This is a genomic window from Bartonella birtlesii IBS 325 (genome assembly GCF_000273375.1).
Classification (GTDB): domain Bacteria; phylum Pseudomonadota; class Alphaproteobacteria; order Rhizobiales; family Rhizobiaceae; genus Bartonella; species Bartonella birtlesii.
This window is the reverse complement of sequence record NZ_CM001557.1, coordinates 832,292-854,941: the sequence shown is the minus strand read 5'-3', so window position 1 is coordinate 854,941 and position 22,650 is coordinate 832,292. Positions and strand designations below refer to the sequence as shown.

The window sequence follows — 22,650 nt, the reverse complement described above, 5'->3', positions numbered from 1 at the left end:
TCAAGCGGCATCTTGGATATTAATGGCAACCTCTTTTCCAAGAGCAATGAGAGTGGACTCTAAGGCATCTAATTTGCTTGAGTGGTTTAAATCCAACAATCGGTCAATTTGTATTGGATGAAGTTTTAAAAGACGTACGAGATCAGCTTTGCGTAAGTTTTTTTCAATCATAGCGTTATGTATTGCAATTTTTAAAGTCACCAATGAAGATACTTCAACAAAAGGATAGGCAATATCACGATGTCCAAAGGGAATAGGTTCACGATCTTGAAAACGCCCCATAATAACTGTTAAAAGCGCGTTTTTAGCGTGTTCCAAAGCTTCTTTTTCGTCGTTACCGTAGGTAATAAATTCCTGAAAATCTTTGGAGACAACAAGAAGAGTATCATTGTCATCTTTGATAAATTTAATTGCATATTTCATTTACACCTCCATATTCAGGCTTATTTTAGGTCAAGATCTTTAAGAATCTTCTGGACTAATCCTGTTCCTAATTCTTTTCGCGTACCATGCATAGGTAAAACGGACTTTTTAGAACCGCGCTTTACAAGCAAATGTCCACCTTTCCCTGAAGTAAAACTGCAACCATGCTTTATAAGATATCTTTTCAATTCTTGACTATTCATTATAATAATATAACATCTAAAATGTTTCAATACAACATAAATGTTGTGTTAAAGGAAAATAAAGGACATCTTTTAAAACACCATATTTAGGTAAAAAATAAAAAAATACAAGATCATGATTTTTTTGTTGACATAGTGTAAAAAATCATATTTAATGACGCCACTGCACTAGTCGTATTGTGTCTAAAATTCAAAAATATCCTCAAAAATTCAGTAAAATGTGAACTTGAAACGTGGCTAGAATGTCCTGTTTTCTGGGTAATTCCGGCTAATCTATTTTTCACAGAATAAAAATCAATATTTGACTAATGATGTCATTAATTATGACTCGAAAGGAGCAATGATGAAAGCTGTCATCACTAAACCAATGTGTGTGGTTGGCGACAATAAAAGCACTGTTCGCTTTGAACCATCAACACCCAATAATCCATTTGTTGAAATTTCTAATCAGGTCTACGCACGTCTCAAGCGCGCTAATGCTGCAAAACCTTTTGTTGACGTTAAAACAACAGCAAAACCTGAAAAGGCAGTTAAACAAATTAAGCAGATAGAACAAGAAGTCGTACAAACATCATCTGAATCAGCAATAGAAGAAATTTCACTCGAACAGCCCAAAGCATCTAAAGTTTCTAAGCCATCAACACCTACCCCAAAAAAGGCTTAGAAGTTGAAGTTAATCATCCACCAAAAATGGTATCTTCAACAGGTGAAGGATACCTTCACCAGTCTTCAAGCACCACGCCTTAATTGGGCTTTGCGTAATGCTGTAAACACCGCAGCAAAACAAGTCGAACGCTTTGCAGAAAAACAAATTGCCGATGTTACATCTGCCCAATCAAAGCGTGTCAAAAAAGGCGTTTATATTAAAGAAAAGGCTACAGCAAAGCTTCTCGAGACAGATATCATTGGTTCTGGAACACCGATACCTCTTAAATTTTTTCAAGCAAAAGAAACAAAACGCGGTGTAACTTACAAAATGTTTGGAAAAAAAGAAATCTTACCCCATGCTTTTATCAAAGGTGGGAGTTTTCCAAAGCGTGTTGAATTAAAAAAGCTGAATGGGAATGTTTTTCAAAGAGCAGACGGAGATCAATTCCCTATTGCAAAACAAGAAGGACCGTCAATTGCTGGAGTGATGTCCAAACCAGAGATTGCAAATGCTATTGTAAAAAAAGCCAATGAGAGATTAATTGCCAATATACAGTACCAACTTGCTCGTCAAGAATATGCCGCCAATAAGAAAGCTAAATAATGTTCTTAAGCTATCTATCTGCTACACAATGGGATTTTCTTTCTTGACAAGATTCATGGAAAAAGTATATCGTCAAGTTAGGTGCCTAGAAAACACCTTAGATGCATAGCGGATAGATTGCCGAAACAGTTTATTTTCCGCATATTAAAGACTTTGACTCATTATATGCTACATGCGTATAATAATATTGTCGGGTGTGGTTACGCTATACAATACCCTTTATGGGAAAAGCGTGACGACGGACTATGCACCGTGTTTTCTAGCACCCGGCATTCTTTGTGGAGTGTCAATAGAAAACCTCTAACTGCATAGGAGTTCATTATGAACACTCTTATTAAAATTACAGAACAAACGATTGATCAAGAAACAGTTCAAGCAGTAAATGCACGTGAGTTGCATACGTTTTTGAAGGTAACATCTCGTTTTAACGATTGGATTATTAATCGTATTAAAGAATATGGTTTCCTAGAAAATAAGGACTTTGTGAGTTTTACTAAAAATTTAGTAAAACCTAATATCTCTCAGGAAAATCAAGACTTTGTGAGTTTTACTCAAAAAAGAGTAAAACCTAAAGGCGGTCGTCCAAGTACAGAATATCACATCACTTTAGACATGGCGAAAGAGCTCTCAATGGTGGAACGTAACGAGAAAGGACGTCAAGCTCGTCGTTACTTTATTGAGTGTGAAAAAAAACTAAGAAACCAATCTACCGATTATGAAGATAAACGTTTTGACTTACCAAGTTATTGGGAAGGTATGAACGCTGGTGAAAAAGTTTTGTATCTTCTGGGTCCAATTCATGTTCGCCTTCTTGATGCCTTCAGAGTAGATGAAGAGAACAGAAAATATAAAGCCTTAATTAAAGAAGCAAAACAGGTTCTAGCAAGATCTGTCGTAAAAGCTGCTTAGATTTAAAATATGATCTCATCTTCCCTGCTTTCAGAGTGGGGAGGATATTAATTTAAAAAAGATTGCCAATTATGCCTTTCCTATTTCCAAAAAAAATCAATAAAATCAATGCAAAAGGTACTTCCCGGCGGGTTGGGTCTGTTGCGGGGCAGGCTAGCGCGAACTATCGCTAGCGACAGAATTTTCAAATTGACTGTACATTGTACACTTAACTCATTGATAAATAATGATTTCAATATGTACACTGTACAGTATGTGAAACGTTTTCTTAGCAAAAAGTAATTTTTGTTACTTGACAATTCTATAGTAATAGGTATCTTCGAATCAGGTGCCTAAGAAACACCTTAGAAAATACCAAGCGGACAAACTACCGAGATAGTTTATTTTCCGCACATTAAAGGCTTTGACTCATTGTATGTTACACGCATATAATGATATTGTCGGGTGTGGTTACGCTATACAATACCCTTTTGGGAAAAGCATAACGACGGACTTGGTACCGTGTTTCTTAGCACCCGGCACTCTTTTTGAGTGTCATTAAGAAACCTCTATTACCAAGGAGTTCTTTATGAACACACTTATAGAAATATCAGAACAGGTTATTGATCAGGAAACTGTTCAAACTGTTAATGCGCGTGATTTGCATGCGTTTTTAGAAGTAGGTAAAGATTTCTCTACTTGGATTAAATATCGCATCAACAAATATAATTTATTAGAAAATCAGGATTATTTAGTTTTCACCAATTTTGGGGAAAACCTCCAAGGCGGTCGTCCCTCTAAAGATTATCATCTAACTTTAAGTGTAGCAAAAGAGCTTTCTATGCTTGAGAACAATAAGAAAGGTAGAGAAGCGCGTTTATACTTTATCAAATGTGAACGGCTTTTGAAACAAGTAGTGACACCACAAGTTGACTATTCCAAACCGGAAGCATTGCTTGGTGTTTTAAATCACTTACAAAATCAAATCGAACAGAAAGATCATGTGATTGCAGAATTAGCACCAAAAGCAAAAGCTTTGGAAGGCTTAAAACGTTCTGATGGTTTGTTTGGTCTTATCGAAGCAGCAAAGATGTTAGAGGTACGACCAAAGGATTTAACCGATTATTTGCGTAAACATGATTGGGTATATCGACGTGCTCCAGGGGCGCCTCTGTTACCTTATCAGGACAAGATAAAGAAAGGATTCATGGACTGCCCTGCTATTACCATTCAAAGACCGGATGGAACAGAAAAGGTGCTGCCTTCAACAAAAATTACATCCAGAGGATTGGCGTGTTTGAGAGAGCAAATCTATGGAGGTGTGCAATGAATAGCAGTGTCGACTTCTTATGCGATTTATGGATGGCTTTGTTTCGGTTTTCTAATGATGAAAATATTAACGACAAAGAATGTACTGCTTTGGTTGACATCATGAGTCTGGTAGAAAAGGTTTTGATTTTAAAACTTCAAGATGAGGTGCCCAATATACTTAAAATCTTAACAGTTCTAACAGATTTTGGAGATTCAGAACTACCGCATAGCATGGATTCTTTGTTGCGAGCTTATGCTCCTACTTTGGAAAACCCCATTAAAAAGGTAGCTTAAGTAAAAAACACAACTCCCCTTCCCGTTCTCAAAAATGGGGAGGTGGTTGGTTTAGCTACCGCTTACTTTTTTTAAAGCTTCACTCATACGTGCGCGCCAATCTTTTCCTTGTTTTTTAAAAGAGGCAATAACATTTGGGTCGAGACGGAGAGTAACCGCTTGTTTAGGAGATTCAACGGGTGGACGCCCACGTTTACGGCGCTCTTCTGTTACATACTTAAAAAAGGAGGCTGGTAAAACGTCTTTAGCTGGCTTTAAGCGTGCAAGTTCTTCATCTGTTAGTGGTGGGGAATCCACAGCGTCCCAATCTTCTTTTGTATAGCCACATCCTGTTTCAAAGGTTTTTTTGATAGTCATTGAAAACCTCTCTTTCTTTTTTATTCGCTTGACGAAAACTGATAATGGATATCGCTTCATTGCCAAGCCTTGCAAAAACAATAACTGTTGTGCCATCAGCAAAATGCCCGATAGCTTTCATGCGGTTTGAATGTGTTGCATCAATAAGAGCATGTTCCCAGTCAAAACAAATAACATCAGCAAAATCAAGCTTATGTTTATCAATGTTTAAAGCTCTTTTTGGTTCATCCCACACTATCTTCATATATTTTATGTACACGAAAAATAGGATGCCGTAAACAAAAAAGTGTACGATAATTCACGTAAGTCATTCAAAATGGAGAAACTATCAATGACCAAGAAACATCGTAAGGGTCTATCGGTTCGTGCGTTTGCGAAGAAGATGCGGGTTTCGCCTAATGCAGTGGTTTCTCGGATAAAGACAGGCAAATTTGATGAGGCTCTTTTTGAAGATGGATCTGTCAATGAAGCGCTTGCAACAGCTATCTGGAATGAGAATCCAACAAAGCGCCCTGCCTCACTTTTAGCGCCTGATGGAAAGGTGCGGACAAAGATCAAACAAGCCTCCACAGATGGAGCCAATGAATACAAGATAAAACTGGAGCGAATGCAAGTTGCGCTTGAAAGCGAAAAGATTGCCCTTGAACGATTGCGCGAAACCACTGTTGATCGAGAAGAAATGAAAAAGGCGGCACGTGAGTTTGGAAGAGCGCACCGTGATGCTATGTTGAATTTTCCGCATCGTTTTGGTGCGAGCATTGCTGCACAAGTTGGATGTGATGCAGCCAGCCTTATTGGTGCTATTGATTATACCATGAGAACAGCTTTGCTTGAGGCGGTTAATATTCCAGTGCCTTTTCATGATCCTCATTCTCCAGAGTTAGAGCACTTGCAAGAAACGAATAATGGATGACAATGCAGTCGAAGAATTTTTCGCCAATGCCAATGACGCACGACAACCAGACCCACCATACACGGTTTCGCAATGGGCGGACAAGAATAGGTATCTTAGCACCGTAGCAAGTGCTGAGCCTGGGCTTTGGAGAACAAAGCGTACCCCTTATTTGCGCGAAATCATGGATAACCTTTCCTCTTACGTGCCAATTGAAACAACAATTGTCATGAAAGGGGCGCAGATCGGCATGTCTGAAGCAGGATTGAACTTCTGCGGTTATGCTATTCATTACAGTCCGGGACCTGCCCTTTATGTGATGCCAACGGTTGAGACAGCGAAGAAATTGTCAAAGACGCGTCTTGACCCAATGATTATGGCAAGCCCTGCTTTAAGCGAACGCATTGCCCCAGCGCGGGCACGCGACAGCGGCAATACAATGTTTTCGAAAGAGTTTGATGGTGGTGCATTGATGCTTACAGGAGCCAACAGTGCTGCCGGTTTGCGTTCCATGCCTATTCGTTATCTGATTTTGGATGAGGTTGATGCCTATCCTCTCAGTGTGGATAACGAAGGTGATCCGGTGATGATAGCGGAAAAGCGGACCTCAACCTTTGTGCAGAGAAAGATTTTTAAATTGTCCACGCCAACACACCGTGACACAAGCCGTATCGCCAAAGATTTCGTGCTAGGAGACCAGCGATATTACAATGTCCCTTGTGATGCGTGTGGTGTTCTACAGCCCATTGTTTGGTCACAAATCAAGTGGCCAAAAGGCGCTCCTGAAAAAGCTGTTTTTGTTTGTGCGCATTGTGGTCATGAACATGCTGAGCACAGAAAAACAGATCTCATGTGTGAAGAAAGAGGAGCATGTTGGGTACCAACCAGTGAGTCAAGCAGACCGAATTTGCGTTCTTACCATATTTCGGCACTCTATTCACCTTGGCTTACTTGGGGGGAATGCGCAAGAGAGTTTTTAGATGCGAAAGATGATCCGGCACTTTTGCAACCTTTTATCAACACAGTGCTTGGAGAGCCATGGGAGGATAGAACCGGCGAAGTTGTTGACCCTGATAGCCTCTATGCAAAACGTGAAGATTATCCCCTTGCACCAGAACAAGCCGTGTTGTTGACAGCGGGCATTGATGTGCAAAATGACCGGTTAGAACTGGAAGTAGTGGGATGGGGACGCAGTGAAGAAAGCTGGCATATCGATTATCACATCATTCCTGGCGACCCCTCTTCTTTTGAAGTATGGGACCAATTGGATAAATATCTTACAAGACGCTGGACGCATCTAGGCTATAAAGATGGCATCAAGATAACGGCGGCTTGTATTGATACCGGTGGTGGACACACACAAGCGGTTTATAATTACGTGCGCCCCCGTGAAGGGCGGCGTATCTGGGGGATTAAGGGGCAAGCGGGATGGCGTGCGGTATGGCCACGCCGCCCAAGTAGAAACAACAAAGGACAGATTAATCTCTATATTGTTGGTGTTGATGCAGCAAAAGATATTATCACGGCACGGTTTAAAAAATCCGGTCCTGAAGCATCGGGGGCTGGTGCAACACACTTTCACAAAAACCTTGATCGAGAATATTTTGACCAGCTGACCGCTGAAAGAAAAGTCATCAAATATTTTAAAGGCTTCAAGCGCATTGAATGGCAAAAAAGCGAAAAAGCAAGAAATGAAGCCTTGGACTGTAGGGTTTATGCTTATGCTGCTTTACAAGGTCTGATTTCGGCGGGAATAAACCTTAATCGAGAAGTCGATATCTTAGAAGAGCGTTTGGAAAAACTTAAAATTGAAGGCTCTTTAGAGCAGTCAACACCAAGACATACCCCCTCTCCTGCTCCAAGAAGATCTCAGATAGCACAGCCTCAAAAGAAGCCATTCAGAACAATGATGAATCCTTATATGCAAGGGGATTGGAGGTAATTTGTGGATGAAACTTTAGAACCAATTAACAGCAAATTTTCGAGACTTGAAAGTTTAAAAAGGCGGCGTGAGCAAATTGAAGAGGCTCTTTATTCGGGAGCGCAATCGGTGCGCCATGGCGATAAGCAAGTAAGCAATCGTTCTGTTGAGGAACTTCGCAGAGCGCTTGAGATGCTGAACACACAAATAGCGGATCTTGAAGGACGCAAGCGTTCACGCGTTTTCTATTTTAATATATCACGAGGCTATTAATGGCTGGTTTTTTTAATAAACTCACAGGCTTTTTTACAATTTCTCGTCAACACAATCCCCATTTTGAAGCGGCAAGTAAAAGCCGTCGCATGGGTGGTTTTGACCCAGCCAAAAAACATATCAATAAAGCCATTGAGGAATGCGGTGATACCATTGTTGCCCGTTCAAGATGGCTTTATGACAATGAAGCTCTTTATGGGTCTGCAACAGAAGAATGGGTCTCTGCGGCTGTAAGTGATGGGATTAAACCTTATCCTCGTATTGAAGGTTTTCAAGAAGAAAAGAAAAAGCTTTTAGACTTATGGTGGCAATGGGTTGATGAAGCGGACTATGATGAAGATGCCAATTTTTATGGTCTGCAAGCAACGATTGCCCGAGAGGTCTTTTTAACCGGCGAATGCTTTGTAAGACTACACTATGTCGACCTTTATGGACGCTCTGGTGTGCCTCTTCAATTGCAAGTTTATCCCACCGAAATGCTGGATCTCACTTATAATGGACCGGCTGAGATTGAAGGCAATTACATTCGTATGGGAATTGAATTTAATGCCAGTGGCAAGCGCGTTGCTTATCATTTCTGGGAACATCACCCCTATGATGATTGCCCTGCAAATATGGCATTTGAGAGCCAAGAACGCGTGCGTGTCCCTGCTGAAATGGTCCTTCACATCAAAGAGCGCCGTATTGCCGGACAATTGCGCGGTTCTCCCAAAATAACGCGCTGTATGACAAAGATCTTTCAACTCGAATCCTATGATGATGCAGAGCTTGATCGAAAAAGGACAGCAGCTCTTTTTGCGGTGTTTATTACAGGGAAGGAATCTCATGATGCGAAATTAGAGGAAAATCGTGAGCAAACGACGCCCCCAAAGAAGACCGAAGAGGCAGCTGACGTGGATAAAATTTACCCTGGATCGGTCAACATAGTGGATGGCGAAAAACAAATTACATTTTCCAGTCCTGTTGAGGTTGGTGGTTCTTATGAAGCCTTTCAATATCGTAATATTTTAAAAATTTGCTCGGCTCTCAATATGCCTTATGCCGTTGTGACTGGAGACGTTACGCGGGGGAATTTTTCCAATGTGCGTACCTCTATCATTCAGTTTAGACGGCACGTCAAACAATGGCGCGAACATATCATTGCTTTTCAGTTCAATCGCATTGTTTGGGAGCGCTTTGTTGAAATGGCAGTGCTTTCTGGATGCGTCAATTTGCCAGAGTGGGAAGAAAATCCCTTGCCATGGCTTCAATGTGAAAGCTTTGCACCACCCCTGGAAATGATTGATCCAAACAAGGATATATCGGCGGAAAAAGAAGAAATCCGTGCAGGCTTGAAAACACGACGCATGGCACTTGCCGAGCGCGGCTTTGATATCGACAGCATTCATGCCGAACTGCAAGAAGAGCACACAGACGCTCGTGCGCGCGGCTTATCTTTTGACACGGATATGGCAGCGCCCTCTGGTAGCAATCAAGTAATTGATACCGCAGATTCAGACCCTTCTGACACTTATGAAAGCAACCAAGGCAGTGAGGCACATACAAATGGTGAATAATCTCGACATGCCGTTTTTGGCATCACGGCTTTTTGGTGTTCCTCATATGCTTGCATCGACAAAGCTTGATATCATTTTGAATGCTCTTGCGCCACGTCTTTTTGAGGGAGAAAAGTTTGCCCCTAAGGCTTTTGCGCAAGGGGATACAGCGTCTTTCAGCCCCCCTGAAACTTATGTAGTGCAAAACAATATTGCTATACTACCGGTTCATGGCACGCTTGTGCGCCGTGGTGCAAGGCTTGGGGCTTTATCGGGGCTAACCTCTTATGAAGGTTTAAGGGCTTCTTTTCGTGAAGCCATTGCACAACCTGATGTTCGCGCTGTCTTACTTGATATTGACAGTGGTGGTGGAGAAGCCGGCGGTGTGTTTGATTTGGTTGAAGAGTTTCAAACACTCTCAAAACAATATGGCAAACCCATTTGGGCACATGCCAATGAATTTGCCTGTTCTGCAGCTTATGCCATTGCTTGTGCGGCTTCTCAAATATGGGTTGCACGCACGGGTGTTGTGGGCTCGATTGGTGTCGTTTGCGCCCATCTTGACCAATCCCGTGCGGATGAAAAACACGGACATAAATGGACCTTTGTCTTTGAAGGTGATCACAAAGTTCATGGCAACCCTCACGAACCCTTGAGCGATACAGCACAGATAAAAATGCAAGCCGATTGCGCCCTGCTCTACGAGATGTTTGTTGATTTGGTGGCGCAAAACAGACGCTTAAATGCTGATGCAATTCGTGACACGAAGGCAGAAACTTTTATAGGCACCCAAGCTCTCAAACTTGGATTAGCAGATGTGCAAGGCACCCTTGCGCAAGCTTTGGAAGCCTTAACGGATTCCATATCACAAAACCCAACATCAACAGAAAAAGGACAAAACACATGGCACGCACACAATACCGCGCTGAAGAAGATGATGACGAAAAGATCGTCGACATCATCAATGACGAGGAAGATGACGAAGACGATAGTGACATCGACAAAAAAGCCGAAGACTTCGACGAGGAAGAAAACGAATATGAGGATGAAGACAATGAGGACAATGAAAACAAGCGCGAAGATATGAAAGCCGTGCTTGAAAAAGAAAGAGAGCGCGCAAAAGCACTAACAACTCTTGAAAGGCAAGCAAAGCACTTAGGCGTTTCTTTTGACGCAGTAAAAGCTATTCAAAACGGTATGAGTCTCGAAAAAGCACGCCAGTGTGTGTTGGCGGCTGCTAGCTCTCAAAGCGCGTCTTTAAAACTCTCGCCTTATACCCCTCATAGTGATGGGACAAGCAAGGCAAAGATTCACGCAAAATGGGAAGCAGCTTGGAGGGCAGTGAAATGACAAATATTATTTATGACGACGTACGCAATGGCGCTTATCTTGGACCCTACGACCCTGATATGTCAAACGAAGAAGTGGTATTCGCATCAGGAGCATTCATTGAAGCGGGAACTGTCATGGGAAAGATAACCGCATCAGAAAAATATATCCCCCTTAATCCAGCAGCAACAGATGGCAGTCAAACACCGGCAGGGATTTCTTTTGCCACTATTGATGCAACAGAAGCAGATCAACGCGCTGTGATCACAGCACGCTTATGCACTGTAAAAGCTTCTGAACTGCTATGGCCAGATGCCATCACGGATGAGCAAAAGAAAGAAGCCATTCAGTCTTTAGAAGACCATAACAACATTCTATTGCGATAGGAGAATGCACACATGGATATGAATTTTTTTAAACATGATGCTTTCTCAAGCATCACAATGATGAAAGCCATCGAAAACTATGAGTTTCAACCTGGTCTTGTGAGCTCTCTTAATCTTTTTGAGGAAGTTGAAACCAGTACCACAGTGGTTGGTATTGAACGGCGTGATAATACATTTTCGCTTATTCAAACCAGTGAACGCGGGGCACCTTTGGCAGAAGGCGACAGAGAGGGGCGTAATCTTCGTTTTTTCAAAACAACACGGATTGCCAAAAGTGATACCGTAAAATCAGAAGAAATCCAGAACCGGCGTGAATTTGGCGCAGAAGATCAGTTAGAGACAGCAATGAAATATATTGCCAGAAAACAAAAGAAACTGATTTCTGAAATCGAATTGACATGGGAAAATATGCAGCTTGGCGCTGTTCAAGGTGTTGTCCTTGATGCTGATGGCTCTGTCATTGTGGATTGGTACAAGGAATGGGAAATCACACCACCAAAGCCCATTGATTTTAAACTGAATGTTGAGACAACCAATGTTGCTGACAATGTTGACCAAGTCATTATGAGGATGATTGAGGCTTCAAAAGGAGCATTTTCTGATCGTTCACGCATTATTGGGCTTTGTGGAAATGAATTCTTTTCCAAGTTGAAAAACCATAAAACAATTCGGGAGACCTATTTAAACACAGCCTTAGCACAGACACTCAATAGTGCTGGAGGTGTTGCAACACCAAGTGCAATTGGTTCTGGAAGCTTTGGCAGTTTTGACTTTGCAGGTGTCACTTTCATTAATTACCGGAGTATCCACAACTATAATGTAAGTGCAAAGGCTGGAACAAAGCGCGCCATAGGAATTAAGCCTGATGAATGTCAATTCTTTCCTGTTGATGCGCCTGGTGTATTCCAAAAAACCTTTGCACCAGGGGAAAGCTTGGATTTTGCTAACACCGTTGGAAGACCTCTCTACACCATGTTGATAGTTGATCACGACCGTAATGCATGGGTAAAGCCTGAGGTATACAGCTATCCGCTTTACATTTGCACACGCCCTGAAATGCTGTTTAAAGCAGTGATTGGAGCGAAATAACATGCGATGGCACGGGCTGCTAAACCAAATGGTTAAAGATGTGCGCAACACTTTTGGGCAGCCCATCATCTACACGCGAAAGGACAACCAGCAATCTTTTCGTATCACAGCGATTTACGGAATTAAGCATTCAGAATCGGACGCCGGTGGCAGAATCTCTACCACAATTCCAAGAAAGGAACTTGATCTTTGTATCAACGACATTGGAGGCTTACCACCAAAACCTGAAGATAATGTTGTAATCATTTCCCCTGAAAACAACAAAGCCCCCTCTCAAGAGCACTTCATTGTCACAGATGTCCAAGCCTCAGAATCCGGTATGTATAAGCTTATCTTGCGGGAGATAAAACAATGAGGCATCTTTGTTTGGTGCACTGTTAAATACTCTCTAGTTATTTTAAAAATAATGATATTACTGCTTGACATTATGACAGGAGTATGAATAATCGAATCAGGTGCCTCAAAAACACCTTAAACCATAAGCGGATTGGTTACCGAAATAATCAGTCTTCTATACATTAAAAACTTTGACTCATTATATGCTACATGCGTATAATAACATCTGTCGGGTGTGGTTACGCTATACAATACCCTTGCGGGGAAAGTGTAACGACGGACTTATGGCCGTGTTTTTGAGCACCCGGCACTCTTCTTAGAGTGTCAATCAAAAACATCTAACCATAAGGAATTCATTATGAATACTCTTATAGAAATATCAGAACAGGTCATTGATCAAGAGACTGTTCAAACTGTTAACGCGCGTGATTTGCATGCGTTTTTGGAAATAGGTAAAGATTTCTCTACTTGGATTACAGACCGTATCAACAAATATAATTTATTAGAAAATCAAGACTTTGTTTGCTCCCCGATTTTGGGGAGCAAAGGCAGGGGTGGTCACAATCGTAAAGATTATCATCTGATTTTAAGTGTAGCAAAAGAACTTTCTATGCTTGAGAACAATAAGAAAGGTAGAGAAGCGCGTTTATACTTTATCAAATGTGAACGGCTTTTGAAACAAGTAGCTGCTCCACAAGTTGACTATTCCAAACCGGAAGCATTGCTTGGTGTTTTGAATCACTTACAAAATCAAATCGAACAGAAAGATCATGTGATTGCAGAATTAGCACCAAAAGCAAAAGCTTTGGATGGTTTAAAACGCTCTGAGGGGGCTATGTGTGGCATCTTATTGTTTTTTATTCACGAGTGGTTGTTCAAGGAGCTTTTTGAGATCTTCTGAATTCATTGCCAGTAGGTGATTTAATGTAACGGTAGTGCGGACAGAATCTTCTAAACGAGCAAGAATTTCACCCGTAAGGCTACGATGATTTGCTTCAGCAAGCTCTTCCAATTGATTTTTCAGTTCAATTGGAATGAGAAATTTAAATTGCACACGATCTTTTTTTGTCATGCACCTAAAATATACCTAAAATACACTTGACACAAGGTACCTTTATGGTACTAAATATGTGCATATGGAGGTAAAATGAAAACGATCCAATATAAAATAAATATGCCACATACATTAAAGGAGTGGTTGTTTAATCGGGCGACTGAGAATGATCGCTCTCTTTCATCTGAAATAATTAACATTCTCAAAAAAGAAAAAGCGCTAGAGCATAAGTCCGCAAAAACTCTCTCTAACGCTTTACATCTAACTAACCTGAAAGAGGTCAATTACAATGAATAATAGCACATACTTACCTATCAATAAAGACAAATTAATCAAATTACGAGAAGTCGAAAACGAGCCTCGTGTTCGCGATGTGGACTTAGCAGAGAAATTAGGGTTTGTTCGTACACGTGACGTTAGAAAATTAATTACAAGAAATATGCAAGAAATAGAACGGTTTGGGAGGTGCGCCACTGTGGCGCACGTAATAAAGGGCAATAACGTAACAGAATATTGGCTTAACGAAGAGCAGGCGTTATTGATTGCGACATTATCGAATACAGAAAAATCTTCTCAAGTCCGTTATATGCTTATTAAGTTATTTGTTGCATGGCGTAGGGGCGAGATAAAGCAATCCTATGTTCAATCGATCGACTATTCCAGTCCAGCAGTAATGCTTGGTGTCTTAACGCATTTAAAAGATGAAAACGAGCGGAAAGACAATATCATTGCTAAATTAGAACCAAAAGCAAAAGCTTTGGATGGTTTAAAACGCTCTGATGGTTTGTTTGGTCTTATTGAAGCAGCAAAGATGTTAGAGGTACGACCAAAAGATTTAACGGATTACTTGCGTAAACATGATTGGGTATATCGACGTGCTCCAGGAGCGCCTCTGTTGCCTTATCAGGATAAAATCAAGAAAGGATTCATGGACTGTCCTGCTATCACTATTCAAAGACCGGATGGAACAGAAAAAGTGCTCCCTTCAACAAAAATTACACCAAAAGGATTAGCTTGTTTGAGAGAGCAAATCTATGGAGGTGTGCAATGAATAGCAGTGTCGATTTTTTGTGCGATTTATGGATGGCATTGTTTAAGCTTTCTAATCATCGAGGCATTGGAGACGAGGACTGCAATGCTATAGTTGAGGTTATGGAATCGGTCGTAGATGCTCTGGTTTTAAAGCTTCAAGATGACGTGCCCAATATTACAAAAATCTTGGCAATTTTGACAGATTTTGGAGCTTCAGAACTTCCACATCGTATGGATTCTTTGTTGCGAACTTATGAACCAAATTTGGACAACCCCATTAAAAAGGTTGCTTAAGTAAAAAACATCTCCCCTCCCCATTCTTAAGATGGGGAGTGGTCAAGAGACTTCTTTAGGTAAGAACTCAAAATGAACGGATTTAAAACCAGTTAAGTCATAATCTGTAAGATCGGCAGTATCAACAAAGTTTTCTGCTTCTTCATCCGTCTTAAAAACGGGCATTTGTTTTAATTTAGAGATTTTCATAAAAATTAATTTTCTTTTAGTACGTATAGACTTTTAAAAGATTCAAAGTTTAGAAGAAATGTATCTGTTTAAACTCACACCATTTTCAGCGGCTTGTATTGCAAGTTTTCTATGGAGTTCTGGTGGTATTCTTAATTGAAACTTACCACTATATTTACCATGTGACAAAGGCACAGGAACTTCTTCTCCATTATGTTGCATGTCCTCAACAACTTCTGAAACAAGGTCCATAATACCTTTTAAAGCTTTCTCTGCTTGAGCATCTAACCATGAAAGGGATGGGAATTCTGCACACAATCCAACATATTCCTCATCTTCTTGCAACCACAAAACACGATATGTATAATGATTATTGTTCATGTTTCATCCTTTCTATCGCTTGTAAGACTTGTTTGACTTGATAAGCTTTTGCTTTGTTACCAGAATCTTTTTGAATATTCACACGAGGATCACCAAGCCACGGTGTTTTAAAAACAAAGTGGCTTGTACCATTGTTCCGTGGTTCTCCAAAGAAATAGACACACACAGCCAACAAATCTGAAAACTTGATGTTCTTTGGTGATGCTTTCATCAAGCTGATTATTTTTTCAACTTTATTGCTCACAACCAATAATAGTATCATTATTAATCCTAGTCAATCATTTTATACACTTAATTGGACAGGAGCGCCCATGCATCCGAGAGAAACGATAAGGGAAAGTTTTGTTGCATTAATCAAAGCAGCAAAGACGGCGGCTGGTGACAATGTTTTCAATATGCGCGATTTCAACTTTTCCCCTGAGAACACGCCCGCAATTAATATCTCAACACAAAGTGAAACGATTGAAGATGGCTATGATTATGGAGTAAGGCGGCGCGTTTTAATAGTGGATGTTGAATGTTATGCGACATGTGAAGATGGAGCACGTTTTGTTGACCAATTAGCATGGGAAGTTGAGGAGATTTTCTACGCTAATCCCAATCTCAACAACACAGTTGAAACATGCCGCCTGCAAAATATTGCTTTTGCCTTTGGCGATAATGGCGCTCTAGCGCTCCATGGTGCAATTTTAACCCTTGAAGTCATTTATGTGACAAATATCCCCAACATGGATGAAGAAGAAAGCAGTGTAACAGCAAGACTCGTTGAACCTTTCTTAAGCTTTGAACCAGAAACAGGCCTGAAAAATAAAGATAAATACCATAAAATTGAAGGTGGACATGTTAGAGCGGCGCGATAAAGAAATCACAGATCTAAAGAGACGTGTGGCCAATATGGTTGTAGTGGGAAAAATTAGCCATGTAGACCATAAAAACGCACGCTATCGGATAAAAAGTGGCAATCTTGTTAGTGACTGGATTCCAGACACACAAGCCCGCGCCGGTAAAACACGCTCTTATGAAGGGCGCGATGTTGGAGAGCAAGTGATTGTTGTTTCATCATCAGGGGATTTATCGCAAGGAGTGATTATTGGCTCCATTCATACAGATGCTAATCAAGCAGCCGATAAAGGCAACATTCATAAGACACTTTATCCTGATGGAACCAGCCTTGAATATGATGATGAACAAAACAGCTATGCACTCACTATCAAATCAGGCGGAAAGTTTATCCTGACAATCGCTGATGGCGTGTCACTAAAAGGTGATGGTGGTAAGCTAGAGCTTACAGCACCGGAAGGCATAAAGATTGTTTCAGAAAAAGATATAAGTCTAAACGCAGATGGCAACATTTCTTTGAAAGCCGGTGGTGGAGTTTCACTCAATTCGGGTGATGGTCTCTCTCTTCACTCCGGTGATGATGTTTCCATCCATTCAGGTGGATTAAAGCACAACGGCAGCAATGTAGGAGCAACACATGTTCACGGCGGTGTTACTCCTGGTGGCTCCATGACAGGAGGTCCCAATTGAACAGTGGAATGGACCGTACAACAGGAAAGCCATTGACCGGCATTGATCATTTGCGTCAATCAATCCTTGATATTTTGTCAACACGCATTGGCTCGCGTGTGATGCGGCGTGATTATGGTTCACGTGTTGCGGAACTCATTGATGCACCGGTTAACAATGCTTTTGCCGTTGCTCTTTATGCTGCTGTTGCTGAGGCGTTAGACAAGTGGGAACCGCGTTTTAAATTGAAAAAAATTGATTTTAAAATGGTTGATGCTGGACAAGTTTCTTTGTCCTTTGAAGGTATTTATTTGCCATCCGGCAAGCCCATCACCATGGAAGGATTACTAATAAAATGAATGACGTGCTTGCAAAACCCGAAATCATCACAGAACTTTCTTTTGAGGAAATACGCGCTGCTGCTCTTGCCCATTTAAAAGAGCTTTTGCCGGAATATACCATTCTTGAAAGTGATCCGGCTGTAAAAGTCATTGAAGCTTTTAGCTATCGAGAGCTGCTTTTAAGGCAGCGTATTAACGAAGCGGCACGCAACAACATTCTTGATTTTGCAACCGGTGAATCTCTTGACGCTTTGGGAAACTGGCATGGTCTTGCCCGCATGGAGGGTGAAAGTGACGAGAGATATCGTGAACGCATAGAGCTTCATGCCCGTGGTGGCAATGGTAGCGGGACAGAGCCCTATTACAAGCTTATAGCCTTAACAGCCGATAGTCGTGTTAAGGATGCGATTGTTTACCGTAAAGGCAAAGACCCAACCATCTATGTTGCTCTTTTTGGCAACAATGAAGAAGGAACGGCATCCGAAGATCTCTTACAAACAGTCTCACAAGCTCTTAACAAAAAAAATATCATCATGACAAATGATACAATCATTGTTCACGCTGCTGTAAAAAAAGTAATAGATTTAGAAGCAGATGTTTGGCTGTTACCGGAAACATCTTTGAAAATTCTCACGACAATGGAAGCAAATTTAAGAGCAGCATGGAGACAAGAACAAGCCATTGGCCGTGAATTAAGCTTATCGTGGTGGATTTCGAAACTGATGATCCCTGGTGTCCAAAAAGTGATCGCCATTACACCAACAAGGGACAGTACGGTTTGTGATGAAGAAGTTTTATCGATTGGAAAAATCACCTTAAACTTTAAAGGGCGTGCGCGCTAATGGTTGGTTCCCTCCTCCCCACAAACGCAACAGAATTTGAAAAGCGCCTTGCTGATGCTTGCGATTTTCATCAAGATATTGACGGTTCTGTTTTGGGGATTTCACGCGCAAAACTGATCACACGCCCTCCCCGTTTCTTGCCGTGGCTCATTGAAGAATACGGGCTTGGAGAGCTTACACCTTATGTTCCAAACCTTTATGATTTGATTGATCAAGGGCTTGCATGGCAGCGGATACGTGGCTCCCTTGCGGCAATAGAGATGGGGCTTGAATGGCTAGAGATTTCGGCACGCTTTCAACCCGCCTGGACGGGGCGTGCATGGTGGAACTCCTTTCAACTCTACTTTGATCAGTTGCCTGAACGAACACAGCTTGAAGCCATTGAAGCAATTACCGACCTTTCCAAAAGTCTGCGCTCTGATTTTCACCGTGGTGTCATGGGTTATGATGTGCAAGCTGTTGAATGCAATATGTCACGCCTTGATGACAGCATGTTGGAGTATGAAAGCGGTGTGCGCTTAACAGCTGGGGGCACTTTGTTTTCCTTTGGGCGCACAACAGAAATCAATCACACGCTCACAAGAGAAGAAGGTAAGCTTATTGGCAATTGGATAGATGATGGGGATGAGGAATTAAGCTGGGATCAAATCGATTATCCATGGGACATGGCAAATTTTCCGTGGTGTTCGGTCAAAAAACATGAACGCGATATGCTCATGGCAGAATGGTTTCATGGTCGCACGCTTTATCTCGTGTTAAGAGACAGCCAAGATGCCGTGATTGGGTTTCGCAGATGCTATGCTGTAGCCCCTGTCGAACAGGCTTTGCAGGGGGTTTACAGCCATTCAGGCAATCACTATCAGCCCTCCCCGAGGGGCACGGCGCTTCTTGTTGCAGCCCGCACAGACTTTCGCAATGTTGACGGCAAACAAGCAGCATTTGTTTCTGTTCTCGTTCATGCCACCCCCAAACAAGATATCCCCCTTGATATCCCTTTGGGCAAACTTTGGTTGGAGCCTGATGAACTAAGTGGTGGTGTGGAGATACTCAAAACGCCTGTCACTATTCCTTTGCGCGCAGATATTCGCGAACAATTCAAGATTTTATTGAGGTTTTAACATGAAGCATGAAAGTGGTCTACCGTTTGCAATTGACAGATCTCGCGGCAAAGAGGAACAACAAAGCGTTGTCTTTTATGGCACGCGTCCCTTTATTCAAAGTGGTGAACTGAATGAAGTTCAAACCATTATAAGGGGACGGCATGACCGTTTGGGGCGCCTTGTTGCACAAGAAGGAGACCGCGTTGAACGCGCCGATGCTTTTGTCAACAAAGAAACACAAACCGTCACTTTAACGGATGGCAAGATTTATATTGCCGGTGATATTTTCCCCGTGGCACCCGCTGTACTCAACAATGTTTCCATAATTGGGCGCATTGAAATTGGTGTAAAGCTCCAGAAACAGTGGAGTACACATGAGGATGATCCAGAGCTGTTGGGGCAAGTTCCTGGCACCTTGGCAGAAGGAGAGCCTGGAGCCGCACGCGAAACAGCAAAGCTTGTTTGGGCACTCAAAGAGGATGCACAAAGTGGTACTTTCTTTCCGGTTTATATCTTACAAGATGGTGTTCTGATCGATCAAAAATCCCCCTCATTGCTTGAGCCCGCCATGCAAGCCATTGCGACGTACGACCGCGCCCATGGGCATTATATCGTGAGTGGCTGCCGTGTGAGCGCATTGGGAGCCAATAACGGTTGCCAAGTGTTTAGTATTCAAGAAGGAGAAGCCAATATCAATGGCTTTAAACGCAAGCGCTTAGCTGCTTTGCGCCATGAAGAGGTGGAAGAGTTTTCGACAAGTGTTGTTCCAAGCGAAACTCATATCTTTACACCCCAAAAAGAGGAAATAAGCTCTCAATCTGACATTCAAGCTGGTTCTGACATCACTCTAGCTGGTCATGGCGTCATCAGAGCTCCCGCTGTCACCGTCATAAATGATCACAACATCAGATTTTATGGTAGTGACATCACCCCAGATGCTGGTGGTGACATCGCCATAGATTCTGATGGTGACATCGCCACAGATTCTGGTCATGACATCACCGACCTTGCTGCTTACGGGCATGCTACTCCCGAAGAAACGCATATTTTTGCGCCTCAAAAAGGGAAAACAAGCTTTACCTTTAAAACCTATTATGCTCCCATTGCCGATATTCAGTCTCTTTTGTTGACAAAAGAAAAAACCGTGACAATCACCCGTGGTGCGGTTGCCGCAGGGCGTGATGGTGTTCCTGATAAAAGCATCACTTCTTTTATCAAAGTCGTTCAAGGAAGCAAGGAATTTAAAGAAAGCACAGATTTTAAGAAAACAGGAGACACCATTGATTGGGCACCCGTGGGAGACGAACCGCTCCCCGGAAGTAGCTATACAGTCACGTACCGTTATCGCGCTAGCATAAAAGCCGATAAGGTAACAGCACAGCAAATTACTGTCTCAGGTGGTGCTGATGGTGGTGATATTATTATCAGTTATACTTACAAATTACCGCGCATTGACCGTATAGGTCTCAACACACAAGGCAATGTGGTTTACATCAAAGGGGTTTCATCAGACCAACCCATGGCACCAAGTGTCCCTGATGATGTGTTATCCCTTGCAACCATCACCAATAATTGGCTTGAAACGCCGGTAGTTGTCAATGATGGCACACGTGTTGCCCCCTATGATGAGATGTGGCGCTATTTTCAACGGGTGCTCTCCCTTGACCGGTTGATGCAATTAGAGCGCATTAAAAGCAATGTGGACTCTAAAGAGCCTGTCGCCAAAAAAGGCATGTTTGCTGACCCTTTTCTAGATGACTCTTACAGAGATGAAGGCTTTCAGCAAACGGGGGCTGTAGGCAGTGGCATTTTACAGCTCGCCATTGATCCAACATTTTACACTGCTCCTTTAAAAGCGCCTGTTACGCTTGACTGGACAAATGAAGTGATCATTGCGCAAGAATTGACAACGGCTTGCGAAAAAATCAATCCCTATCAAAATTTTGCGACCTTACCTGGTACAGTAACCCTTGAACCCGCGACAGACTTTTGGCATGAACAGCGCACCGATTGGCTCTCGAGTGTTACCAATCAACTCAATATGGGCTGGAACCGTGGCAGAACTATCCGTAACACAGAAGTGCATGATGATCTCATCAATGAAACTCAAAAACAAATCGATTTCTTAAGACAAATTACCCTTCACTTTAAAATTGAAGGTTTTGGCAAGTTAGAACAATTAGAAAGCCTCACCTTTGATGGTGTGAATGTTTTGCCAAAAACAAAGCTTGTTGCTAACACCAAAGGCACCCTTGAAGGTACTTTTAAGATTCCTGAAAACATTCCTGCTGGCACAAAAAATGTTGTGGCACGGGGAAAAGGTGGAACCATTGCTACGGGGCTTTTTACTGGGCAAGGCGTGATTGATGTAAAAGTCATGCGGCGCACCACAACGGTGAAAATCTGGACACAAGTGGACCCACAAGCGCAAGTTTTTACCCCCGATGAAACACGGCAAATCACAGGAATTGACTTTCATCTTTGCAAAATTGGTGATCAAAACCATGATCTGGTGATTGATTTGGTCACCACCGAAAACGGTTATCCAACAGCTGATATTCAAGCACAAAGCTTTTATTCTATGAAGAGTGCAAAAACAGGTTGGGCTGGAACACGCTACGATGTACCACTCCTTGTCCCCAATGACCGCTTAACAGCTTTGGTCATTAAAACTGATGATGCTGACCATTCCGTCTCCTTAGCAAAGCTTGGGGATTTTGATGCAGAAAAACAAAGGTATGTCTCGAGCCACCCTTATGTGACTGGTCCACGTTTTTCTTCAGTTAACGCGCAAAGCTGGACCGCCCATCAAGATGAGGCTTTAGCCTTTCGTGTGTTGGCAGCCCGCTACACACAAACAGAAAAGACTGTTGATCTTGGCACATTTGATCTTGTTGACTGCTCTGATTTGCAAATACGCGCAGCCATTGAATTGCCTTCAAGCGAGTGTTCTGTCATCTTTGAAATTGAAAGAAACAATGGCACGGTTTATCAACTCCTGCCCTTTCAATTGCTAAGCCTTACCGAATATATCAGTGAAAAAGTCAAACTCCGCGCCATTCTCAAAGGCACAGAGAAACTCTCGCCTGTTTTGTTTGCGCCTGTTCAATTGATTGCGGGAAAGATCCATAAAACAGCCACTTATGTCACCCGTGCTTTTGCCTTTGGGGAAAAGGCAAGGTTAACCAGCTATATCAAAACATTTTTACCGGGCGGAGCAACCTTCTCACTCGAGATGCAACTGGATGATGGTGCTTTCACCCCTCTCACATTAGACGAAACAGAACAGTTATCCGAACCGCTTTGGACAGAGCGTAAATTTGTGAGCAGCGACAAAACAGCCAAACAAGCACGCTTGAAACTCACGCTTACCGGTGGACCAGCAGCGCGGTCCATGGTGTGTGACTTTGGTGCCGGCATATTATGAGGGGATGAAAGAC

At 42.2% G+C, this 22,650-nt stretch carries 32 protein-coding genes; 24 read left to right on the top strand and 8 right to left on the bottom strand.

Going from position 1 to position 22,650, the window contains the following annotated elements:
* Complete coding sequence (locus QWU_RS04230) at positions 1 to 423, bottom strand: type II toxin-antitoxin system HicB family antitoxin (RefSeq protein WP_004859811.1); 423 nt, start codon at positions 421 to 423, stop codon at positions 1 to 3.
* Positions 424 to 443: 20 nt separating this feature from the next.
* The gene (locus tag QWU_RS04225) at positions 444 to 626 is read right to left on the bottom strand and encodes a type II toxin-antitoxin system HicA family toxin (RefSeq protein WP_006589116.1); all 183 of its coding nucleotides are present in this window, start codon (positions 624 to 626) and stop codon (positions 444 to 446) included.
* A 343-nt stretch (positions 627 to 969) separates the two neighbouring features.
* Between QWU_RS04225 and QWU_RS04220 the strand changes: the two genes are divergently transcribed.
* The 5 genes from QWU_RS04220 (at position 970) to QWU_RS04200 (ending at position 4,371) form a co-directional block, all read left to right on the top strand.
* On the top strand, positions 970 to 1,290 hold the full coding sequence (locus QWU_RS04220; protein ID WP_004861484.1) for a hypothetical protein: 321 nt from the start codon (positions 970 to 972) through the stop codon (positions 1,288 to 1,290).
* 3 nt (positions 1,291 to 1,293) lie between these two features.
* The gene (locus QWU_RS04215; protein WP_017196276.1) at positions 1,294 to 1,878 is read left to right on the top strand and encodes a hypothetical protein; all 585 of its coding nucleotides are present in this window, start codon (positions 1,294 to 1,296) and stop codon (positions 1,876 to 1,878) included.
* 321 nt (positions 1,879 to 2,199) lie between these two features.
* On the top strand, positions 2,200 to 2,787 hold the full coding sequence (locus QWU_RS04210) for a phage antirepressor Ant (protein ID WP_017196275.1): 588 nt from the start codon (positions 2,200 to 2,202) through the stop codon (positions 2,785 to 2,787).
* Between the two features lie 568 nt (positions 2,788 to 3,355).
* Entirely contained in the window at positions 3,356 to 4,096 is a 741-nt protein-coding gene (locus QWU_RS04205; RefSeq protein WP_017196274.1) for a phage antirepressor Ant, read from the top strand.
* A complete protein-coding gene (locus tag QWU_RS04200; RefSeq protein WP_017196273.1) occupies positions 4,093 to 4,371 on the top strand; it encodes a hypothetical protein in 279 nt (92 codons plus the stop codon). Before QWU_RS04205 ends, QWU_RS04200 begins: the two co-directional genes overlap by 4 nt.
* Before the next feature lie 51 nt (positions 4,372 to 4,422).
* Here the strand turns inward: QWU_RS04200 and QWU_RS04195 are convergent, their stop codons facing one another.
* On the bottom strand, positions 4,423 to 4,728 hold the full coding sequence (locus QWU_RS04195; protein WP_017196272.1) for a BrnA antitoxin family protein: 306 nt from the start codon (positions 4,726 to 4,728) through the stop codon (positions 4,423 to 4,425).
* Complete coding sequence (locus tag QWU_RS04190) at positions 4,706 to 4,972, bottom strand: BrnT family toxin (protein WP_006589111.1); 267 nt, start codon at positions 4,970 to 4,972, stop codon at positions 4,706 to 4,708. The genes QWU_RS04195 and QWU_RS04190 overlap by 23 nt, the downstream gene beginning before the upstream one ends.
* Positions 4,973 to 5,059: 87 nt before the next feature.
* On the opposite strand from QWU_RS04190, the gene QWU_RS04185 reads away from it, so the two are divergent.
* The 10 genes from QWU_RS04185 (at position 5,060) to QWU_RS04140 (ending at position 13,390) form a co-directional block, all read left to right on the top strand.
* Positions 5,060 to 5,641, top strand: a complete 582-nt coding sequence (locus tag QWU_RS04185; protein WP_017196270.1) for a hypothetical protein — start codon at positions 5,060 to 5,062, stop codon at positions 5,639 to 5,641.
* The gene (locus tag QWU_RS04180; RefSeq protein WP_017196269.1) at positions 5,634 to 7,562 is read left to right on the top strand and encodes a phage terminase large subunit family protein; all 1,929 of its coding nucleotides are present in this window, start codon (positions 5,634 to 5,636) and stop codon (positions 7,560 to 7,562) included. The genes QWU_RS04185 and QWU_RS04180 overlap by 8 nt, the downstream gene beginning before the upstream one ends.
* A 3-nt stretch (positions 7,563 to 7,565) precedes the next feature.
* Positions 7,566 to 7,814, top strand: coding sequence for a phage head-tail joining protein (locus tag QWU_RS04175; protein WP_004858786.1), 249 nt, complete (start codon positions 7,566 to 7,568; stop codon positions 7,812 to 7,814).
* Positions 7,814 to 9,370: a phage portal protein gene (locus QWU_RS04170; protein WP_017196268.1), complete on the top strand. Its 1,557-nt coding sequence runs from the start codon at positions 7,814 to 7,816 to the stop codon at positions 9,368 to 9,370. The genes QWU_RS04175 and QWU_RS04170 overlap by 1 nt, the downstream gene beginning before the upstream one ends.
* Positions 9,360 to 10,436 carry a S49 family peptidase gene (locus QWU_RS04165; RefSeq protein ID WP_017196267.1) on the top strand — a complete coding sequence of 359 codons (1,077 nt, stop codon included), beginning with the start codon at positions 9,360 to 9,362 and terminating at the stop codon, positions 10,434 to 10,436. Before QWU_RS04170 ends, QWU_RS04165 begins: the two co-directional genes overlap by 11 nt.
* Positions 10,433 to 10,699: a hypothetical protein gene (locus tag QWU_RS09055; protein ID WP_017196266.1), complete on the top strand. Its 267-nt coding sequence runs from the start codon at positions 10,433 to 10,435 to the stop codon at positions 10,697 to 10,699. The genes QWU_RS04165 and QWU_RS09055 overlap by 4 nt, the downstream gene beginning before the upstream one ends.
* Positions 10,696 to 11,064 (top strand): head decoration protein, encoded by a 369-nt coding sequence (locus tag QWU_RS04155; RefSeq protein WP_017196265.1) that lies wholly within the window; start codon positions 10,696 to 10,698, stop codon positions 11,062 to 11,064. Before QWU_RS09055 ends, QWU_RS04155 begins: the two co-directional genes overlap by 4 nt.
* A gap of 12 nt (positions 11,065 to 11,076) precedes the next feature.
* The gene (locus QWU_RS04150; protein ID WP_017196264.1) at positions 11,077 to 12,153 is read left to right on the top strand and encodes a major capsid protein; all 1,077 of its coding nucleotides are present in this window, start codon (positions 11,077 to 11,079) and stop codon (positions 12,151 to 12,153) included.
* 1 nt (position 12,154) lies between these two features.
* The gene (locus QWU_RS04145; protein ID WP_017196263.1) at positions 12,155 to 12,508 is read left to right on the top strand and encodes a head-tail joining protein; all 354 of its coding nucleotides are present in this window, start codon (positions 12,155 to 12,157) and stop codon (positions 12,506 to 12,508) included.
* Positions 12,509 to 12,847: 339 nt separating this feature from the next.
* Complete coding sequence (locus tag QWU_RS04140) at positions 12,848 to 13,390, top strand: phage antirepressor Ant (protein WP_017196262.1); 543 nt, start codon at positions 12,848 to 12,850, stop codon at positions 13,388 to 13,390.
* On the opposite strand, the gene QWU_RS04135 is transcribed toward QWU_RS04140, so the two are convergent.
* Positions 13,337 to 13,561, bottom strand: a complete 225-nt coding sequence (locus tag QWU_RS04135) for an Arc family DNA-binding protein (protein WP_004859800.1) — start codon at positions 13,559 to 13,561, stop codon at positions 13,337 to 13,339. The genes QWU_RS04140 and QWU_RS04135 overlap by 54 nt on opposite strands.
* A 75-nt stretch (positions 13,562 to 13,636) precedes the next feature.
* On the opposite strand from QWU_RS04135, the gene QWU_RS04130 reads away from it, so the two are divergent.
* Genes QWU_RS04130 through QWU_RS04120 form a run of 3 tightly spaced genes read left to right on the top strand, consistent with a single transcriptional unit; the run spans position 13,637 to position 14,869 of the window.
* Positions 13,637 to 13,840, top strand: a complete 204-nt coding sequence (locus tag QWU_RS04130; protein ID WP_004859798.1) for an Arc family DNA-binding protein — start codon at positions 13,637 to 13,639, stop codon at positions 13,838 to 13,840.
* Positions 13,833 to 14,594 (top strand): phage antirepressor Ant, encoded by a 762-nt coding sequence (locus tag QWU_RS04125; protein ID WP_017196261.1) that lies wholly within the window; start codon positions 13,833 to 13,835, stop codon positions 14,592 to 14,594. Before QWU_RS04130 ends, QWU_RS04125 begins: the two co-directional genes overlap by 8 nt.
* Positions 14,591 to 14,869, top strand: coding sequence for a hypothetical protein (locus QWU_RS04120; RefSeq protein ID WP_006589100.1), 279 nt, complete (start codon positions 14,591 to 14,593; stop codon positions 14,867 to 14,869). The genes QWU_RS04125 and QWU_RS04120 overlap by 4 nt, the downstream gene beginning before the upstream one ends.
* A gap of 42 nt (positions 14,870 to 14,911) precedes the next feature.
* Here QWU_RS04120 and QWU_RS09725 read toward each other — a convergent pair whose 3' ends face one another.
* From QWU_RS09725 to QWU_RS04105, 3 genes are all read right to left on the bottom strand, one after another.
* Positions 14,912 to 15,034 (bottom strand): CopG family antitoxin, encoded by a 123-nt coding sequence (locus QWU_RS09725; RefSeq protein ID WP_244428371.1) that lies wholly within the window; start codon positions 15,032 to 15,034, stop codon positions 14,912 to 14,914.
* A gap of 66 nt (positions 15,035 to 15,100) precedes the next feature.
* The gene (locus QWU_RS04110) at positions 15,101 to 15,418 is read right to left on the bottom strand and encodes a type II toxin-antitoxin system HicB family antitoxin (protein ID WP_006589098.1); all 318 of its coding nucleotides are present in this window, start codon (positions 15,416 to 15,418) and stop codon (positions 15,101 to 15,103) included.
* Entirely contained in the window at positions 15,408 to 15,680 is a 273-nt protein-coding gene (locus tag QWU_RS04105) for a toxin HicA (RefSeq protein WP_026017295.1), read from the bottom strand. The genes QWU_RS04110 and QWU_RS04105 overlap by 11 nt, the downstream gene beginning before the upstream one ends.
* Before the next feature lie 49 nt (positions 15,681 to 15,729).
* On the opposite strand from QWU_RS04105, the gene QWU_RS04100 reads away from it, so the two are divergent.
* Genes QWU_RS04100 through QWU_RS04075 form a run of 6 tightly spaced genes read left to right on the top strand, consistent with a single transcriptional unit; the run spans position 15,730 to position 22,637 of the window.
* Positions 15,730 to 16,278: a hypothetical protein gene (locus QWU_RS04100; protein WP_026017294.1), complete on the top strand. Its 549-nt coding sequence runs from the start codon at positions 15,730 to 15,732 to the stop codon at positions 16,276 to 16,278.
* Positions 16,259 to 16,948 carry a phage baseplate assembly protein V gene (locus QWU_RS04095; protein ID WP_017196258.1) on the top strand — a complete coding sequence of 230 codons (690 nt, stop codon included), beginning with the start codon at positions 16,259 to 16,261 and terminating at the stop codon, positions 16,946 to 16,948. The genes QWU_RS04100 and QWU_RS04095 overlap by 20 nt, the downstream gene beginning before the upstream one ends.
* Positions 16,945 to 17,286: a GPW/gp25 family protein gene (locus QWU_RS04090; protein ID WP_004856773.1), complete on the top strand. Its 342-nt coding sequence runs from the start codon at positions 16,945 to 16,947 to the stop codon at positions 17,284 to 17,286. Before QWU_RS04095 ends, QWU_RS04090 begins: the two co-directional genes overlap by 4 nt.
* A complete protein-coding gene (locus QWU_RS04085; RefSeq protein ID WP_017196257.1) occupies positions 17,283 to 18,110 on the top strand; it encodes a baseplate J/gp47 family protein in 828 nt (275 codons plus the stop codon). The genes QWU_RS04090 and QWU_RS04085 overlap by 4 nt, the downstream gene beginning before the upstream one ends.
* Complete coding sequence (locus QWU_RS04080; RefSeq protein WP_017196256.1) at positions 18,110 to 19,228, top strand: phage tail protein; 1,119 nt, start codon at positions 18,110 to 18,112, stop codon at positions 19,226 to 19,228. Before QWU_RS04085 ends, QWU_RS04080 begins: the two co-directional genes overlap by 1 nt.
* Position 19,229: 1 nt before the next feature.
* The gene (locus QWU_RS04075; protein WP_017196255.1) at positions 19,230 to 22,637 is read left to right on the top strand and encodes a DUF4815 domain-containing protein; all 3,408 of its coding nucleotides are present in this window, start codon (positions 19,230 to 19,232) and stop codon (positions 22,635 to 22,637) included.
* Positions 22,638 to 22,650: the final 13 nt, after the last annotated feature.

Coding starts and splice junctions, on each gene's coding strand:
- QWU_RS04230 (WP_004859811.1), bottom strand. CDS start 423: ATGAAATATGCAATTAAATTTATCAAAGATGACAATGATACTCTTCTT.
- QWU_RS04150 (WP_017196264.1), top strand. CDS start 11,077: ATGGATATGAATTTTTTTAAACATGATGCTTTCTCAAGCATCACAATG.
- QWU_RS04210 (WP_017196275.1), top strand. CDS start 2,200: ATGAACACTCTTATTAAAATTACAGAACAAACGATTGATCAAGAAACA.
- QWU_RS04195 (WP_017196272.1), bottom strand. CDS start 4,728: ATGACTATCAAAAAAACCTTTGAAACAGGATGTGGCTATACAAAAGAA.
- QWU_RS04125 (WP_017196261.1), top strand. CDS start 13,833: ATGAATAATAGCACATACTTACCTATCAATAAAGACAAATTAATCAAA.
- QWU_RS04220 (WP_004861484.1), top strand. CDS start 970: ATGAAAGCTGTCATCACTAAACCAATGTGTGTGGTTGGCGACAATAAA.
- QWU_RS04180 (WP_017196269.1), top strand. CDS start 5,634: ATGGATGACAATGCAGTCGAAGAATTTTTCGCCAATGCCAATGACGCA.
- QWU_RS04080 (WP_017196256.1), top strand. CDS start 18,110: ATGGTTGGTTCCCTCCTCCCCACAAACGCAACAGAATTTGAAAAGCGC.
- QWU_RS04105 (WP_026017295.1), bottom strand. CDS start 15,680: ATGATACTATTATTGGTTGTGAGCAATAAAGTTGAAAAAATAATCAGC.
- QWU_RS04170 (WP_017196268.1), top strand. CDS start 7,814: ATGGCTGGTTTTTTTAATAAACTCACAGGCTTTTTTACAATTTCTCGT.
- QWU_RS04155 (WP_017196265.1), top strand. CDS start 10,696: ATGACAAATATTATTTATGACGACGTACGCAATGGCGCTTATCTTGGA.
- QWU_RS04190 (WP_006589111.1), bottom strand. CDS start 4,972: ATGAAGATAGTGTGGGATGAACCAAAAAGAGCTTTAAACATTGATAAA.
- QWU_RS04110 (WP_006589098.1), bottom strand. CDS start 15,418: ATGAACAATAATCATTATACATATCGTGTTTTGTGGTTGCAAGAAGAT.
- QWU_RS04225 (WP_006589116.1), bottom strand. CDS start 626: ATGAATAGTCAAGAATTGAAAAGATATCTTATAAAGCATGGTTGCAGT.
- QWU_RS04140 (WP_017196262.1), top strand. CDS start 12,848: ATGAATACTCTTATAGAAATATCAGAACAGGTCATTGATCAAGAGACT.
- QWU_RS04130 (WP_004859798.1), top strand. CDS start 13,637: ATGAAAACGATCCAATATAAAATAAATATGCCACATACATTAAAGGAG.
- QWU_RS04200 (WP_017196273.1), top strand. CDS start 4,093: ATGAATAGCAGTGTCGACTTCTTATGCGATTTATGGATGGCTTTGTTT.
- QWU_RS09725 (WP_244428371.1), bottom strand. CDS start 15,034: ATGCCCGTTTTTAAGACGGATGAAGAAGCAGAAAACTTTGTTGATACT.
- QWU_RS09055 (WP_017196266.1), top strand. CDS start 10,433: ATGAAAGCCGTGCTTGAAAAAGAAAGAGAGCGCGCAAAAGCACTAACA.
- QWU_RS04135 (WP_004859800.1), bottom strand. CDS start 13,561: ATGACAAAAAAAGATCGTGTGCAATTTAAATTTCTCATTCCAATTGAA.
- QWU_RS04075 (WP_017196255.1), top strand. CDS start 19,230: ATGAAGCATGAAAGTGGTCTACCGTTTGCAATTGACAGATCTCGCGGC.
- QWU_RS04205 (WP_017196274.1), top strand. CDS start 3,356: ATGAACACACTTATAGAAATATCAGAACAGGTTATTGATCAGGAAACT.
- QWU_RS04145 (WP_017196263.1), top strand. CDS start 12,155: ATGCGATGGCACGGGCTGCTAAACCAAATGGTTAAAGATGTGCGCAAC.
- QWU_RS04085 (WP_017196257.1), top strand. CDS start 17,283: ATGAATGACGTGCTTGCAAAACCCGAAATCATCACAGAACTTTCTTTT.
- QWU_RS04100 (WP_026017294.1), top strand. CDS start 15,730: ATGCATCCGAGAGAAACGATAAGGGAAAGTTTTGTTGCATTAATCAAA.
- QWU_RS04120 (WP_006589100.1), top strand. CDS start 14,591: ATGAATAGCAGTGTCGATTTTTTGTGCGATTTATGGATGGCATTGTTT.
- QWU_RS04165 (WP_017196267.1), top strand. CDS start 9,360: ATGGTGAATAATCTCGACATGCCGTTTTTGGCATCACGGCTTTTTGGT.
- QWU_RS04185 (WP_017196270.1), top strand. CDS start 5,060: ATGACCAAGAAACATCGTAAGGGTCTATCGGTTCGTGCGTTTGCGAAG.
- QWU_RS04095 (WP_017196258.1), top strand. CDS start 16,259: ATGTTAGAGCGGCGCGATAAAGAAATCACAGATCTAAAGAGACGTGTG.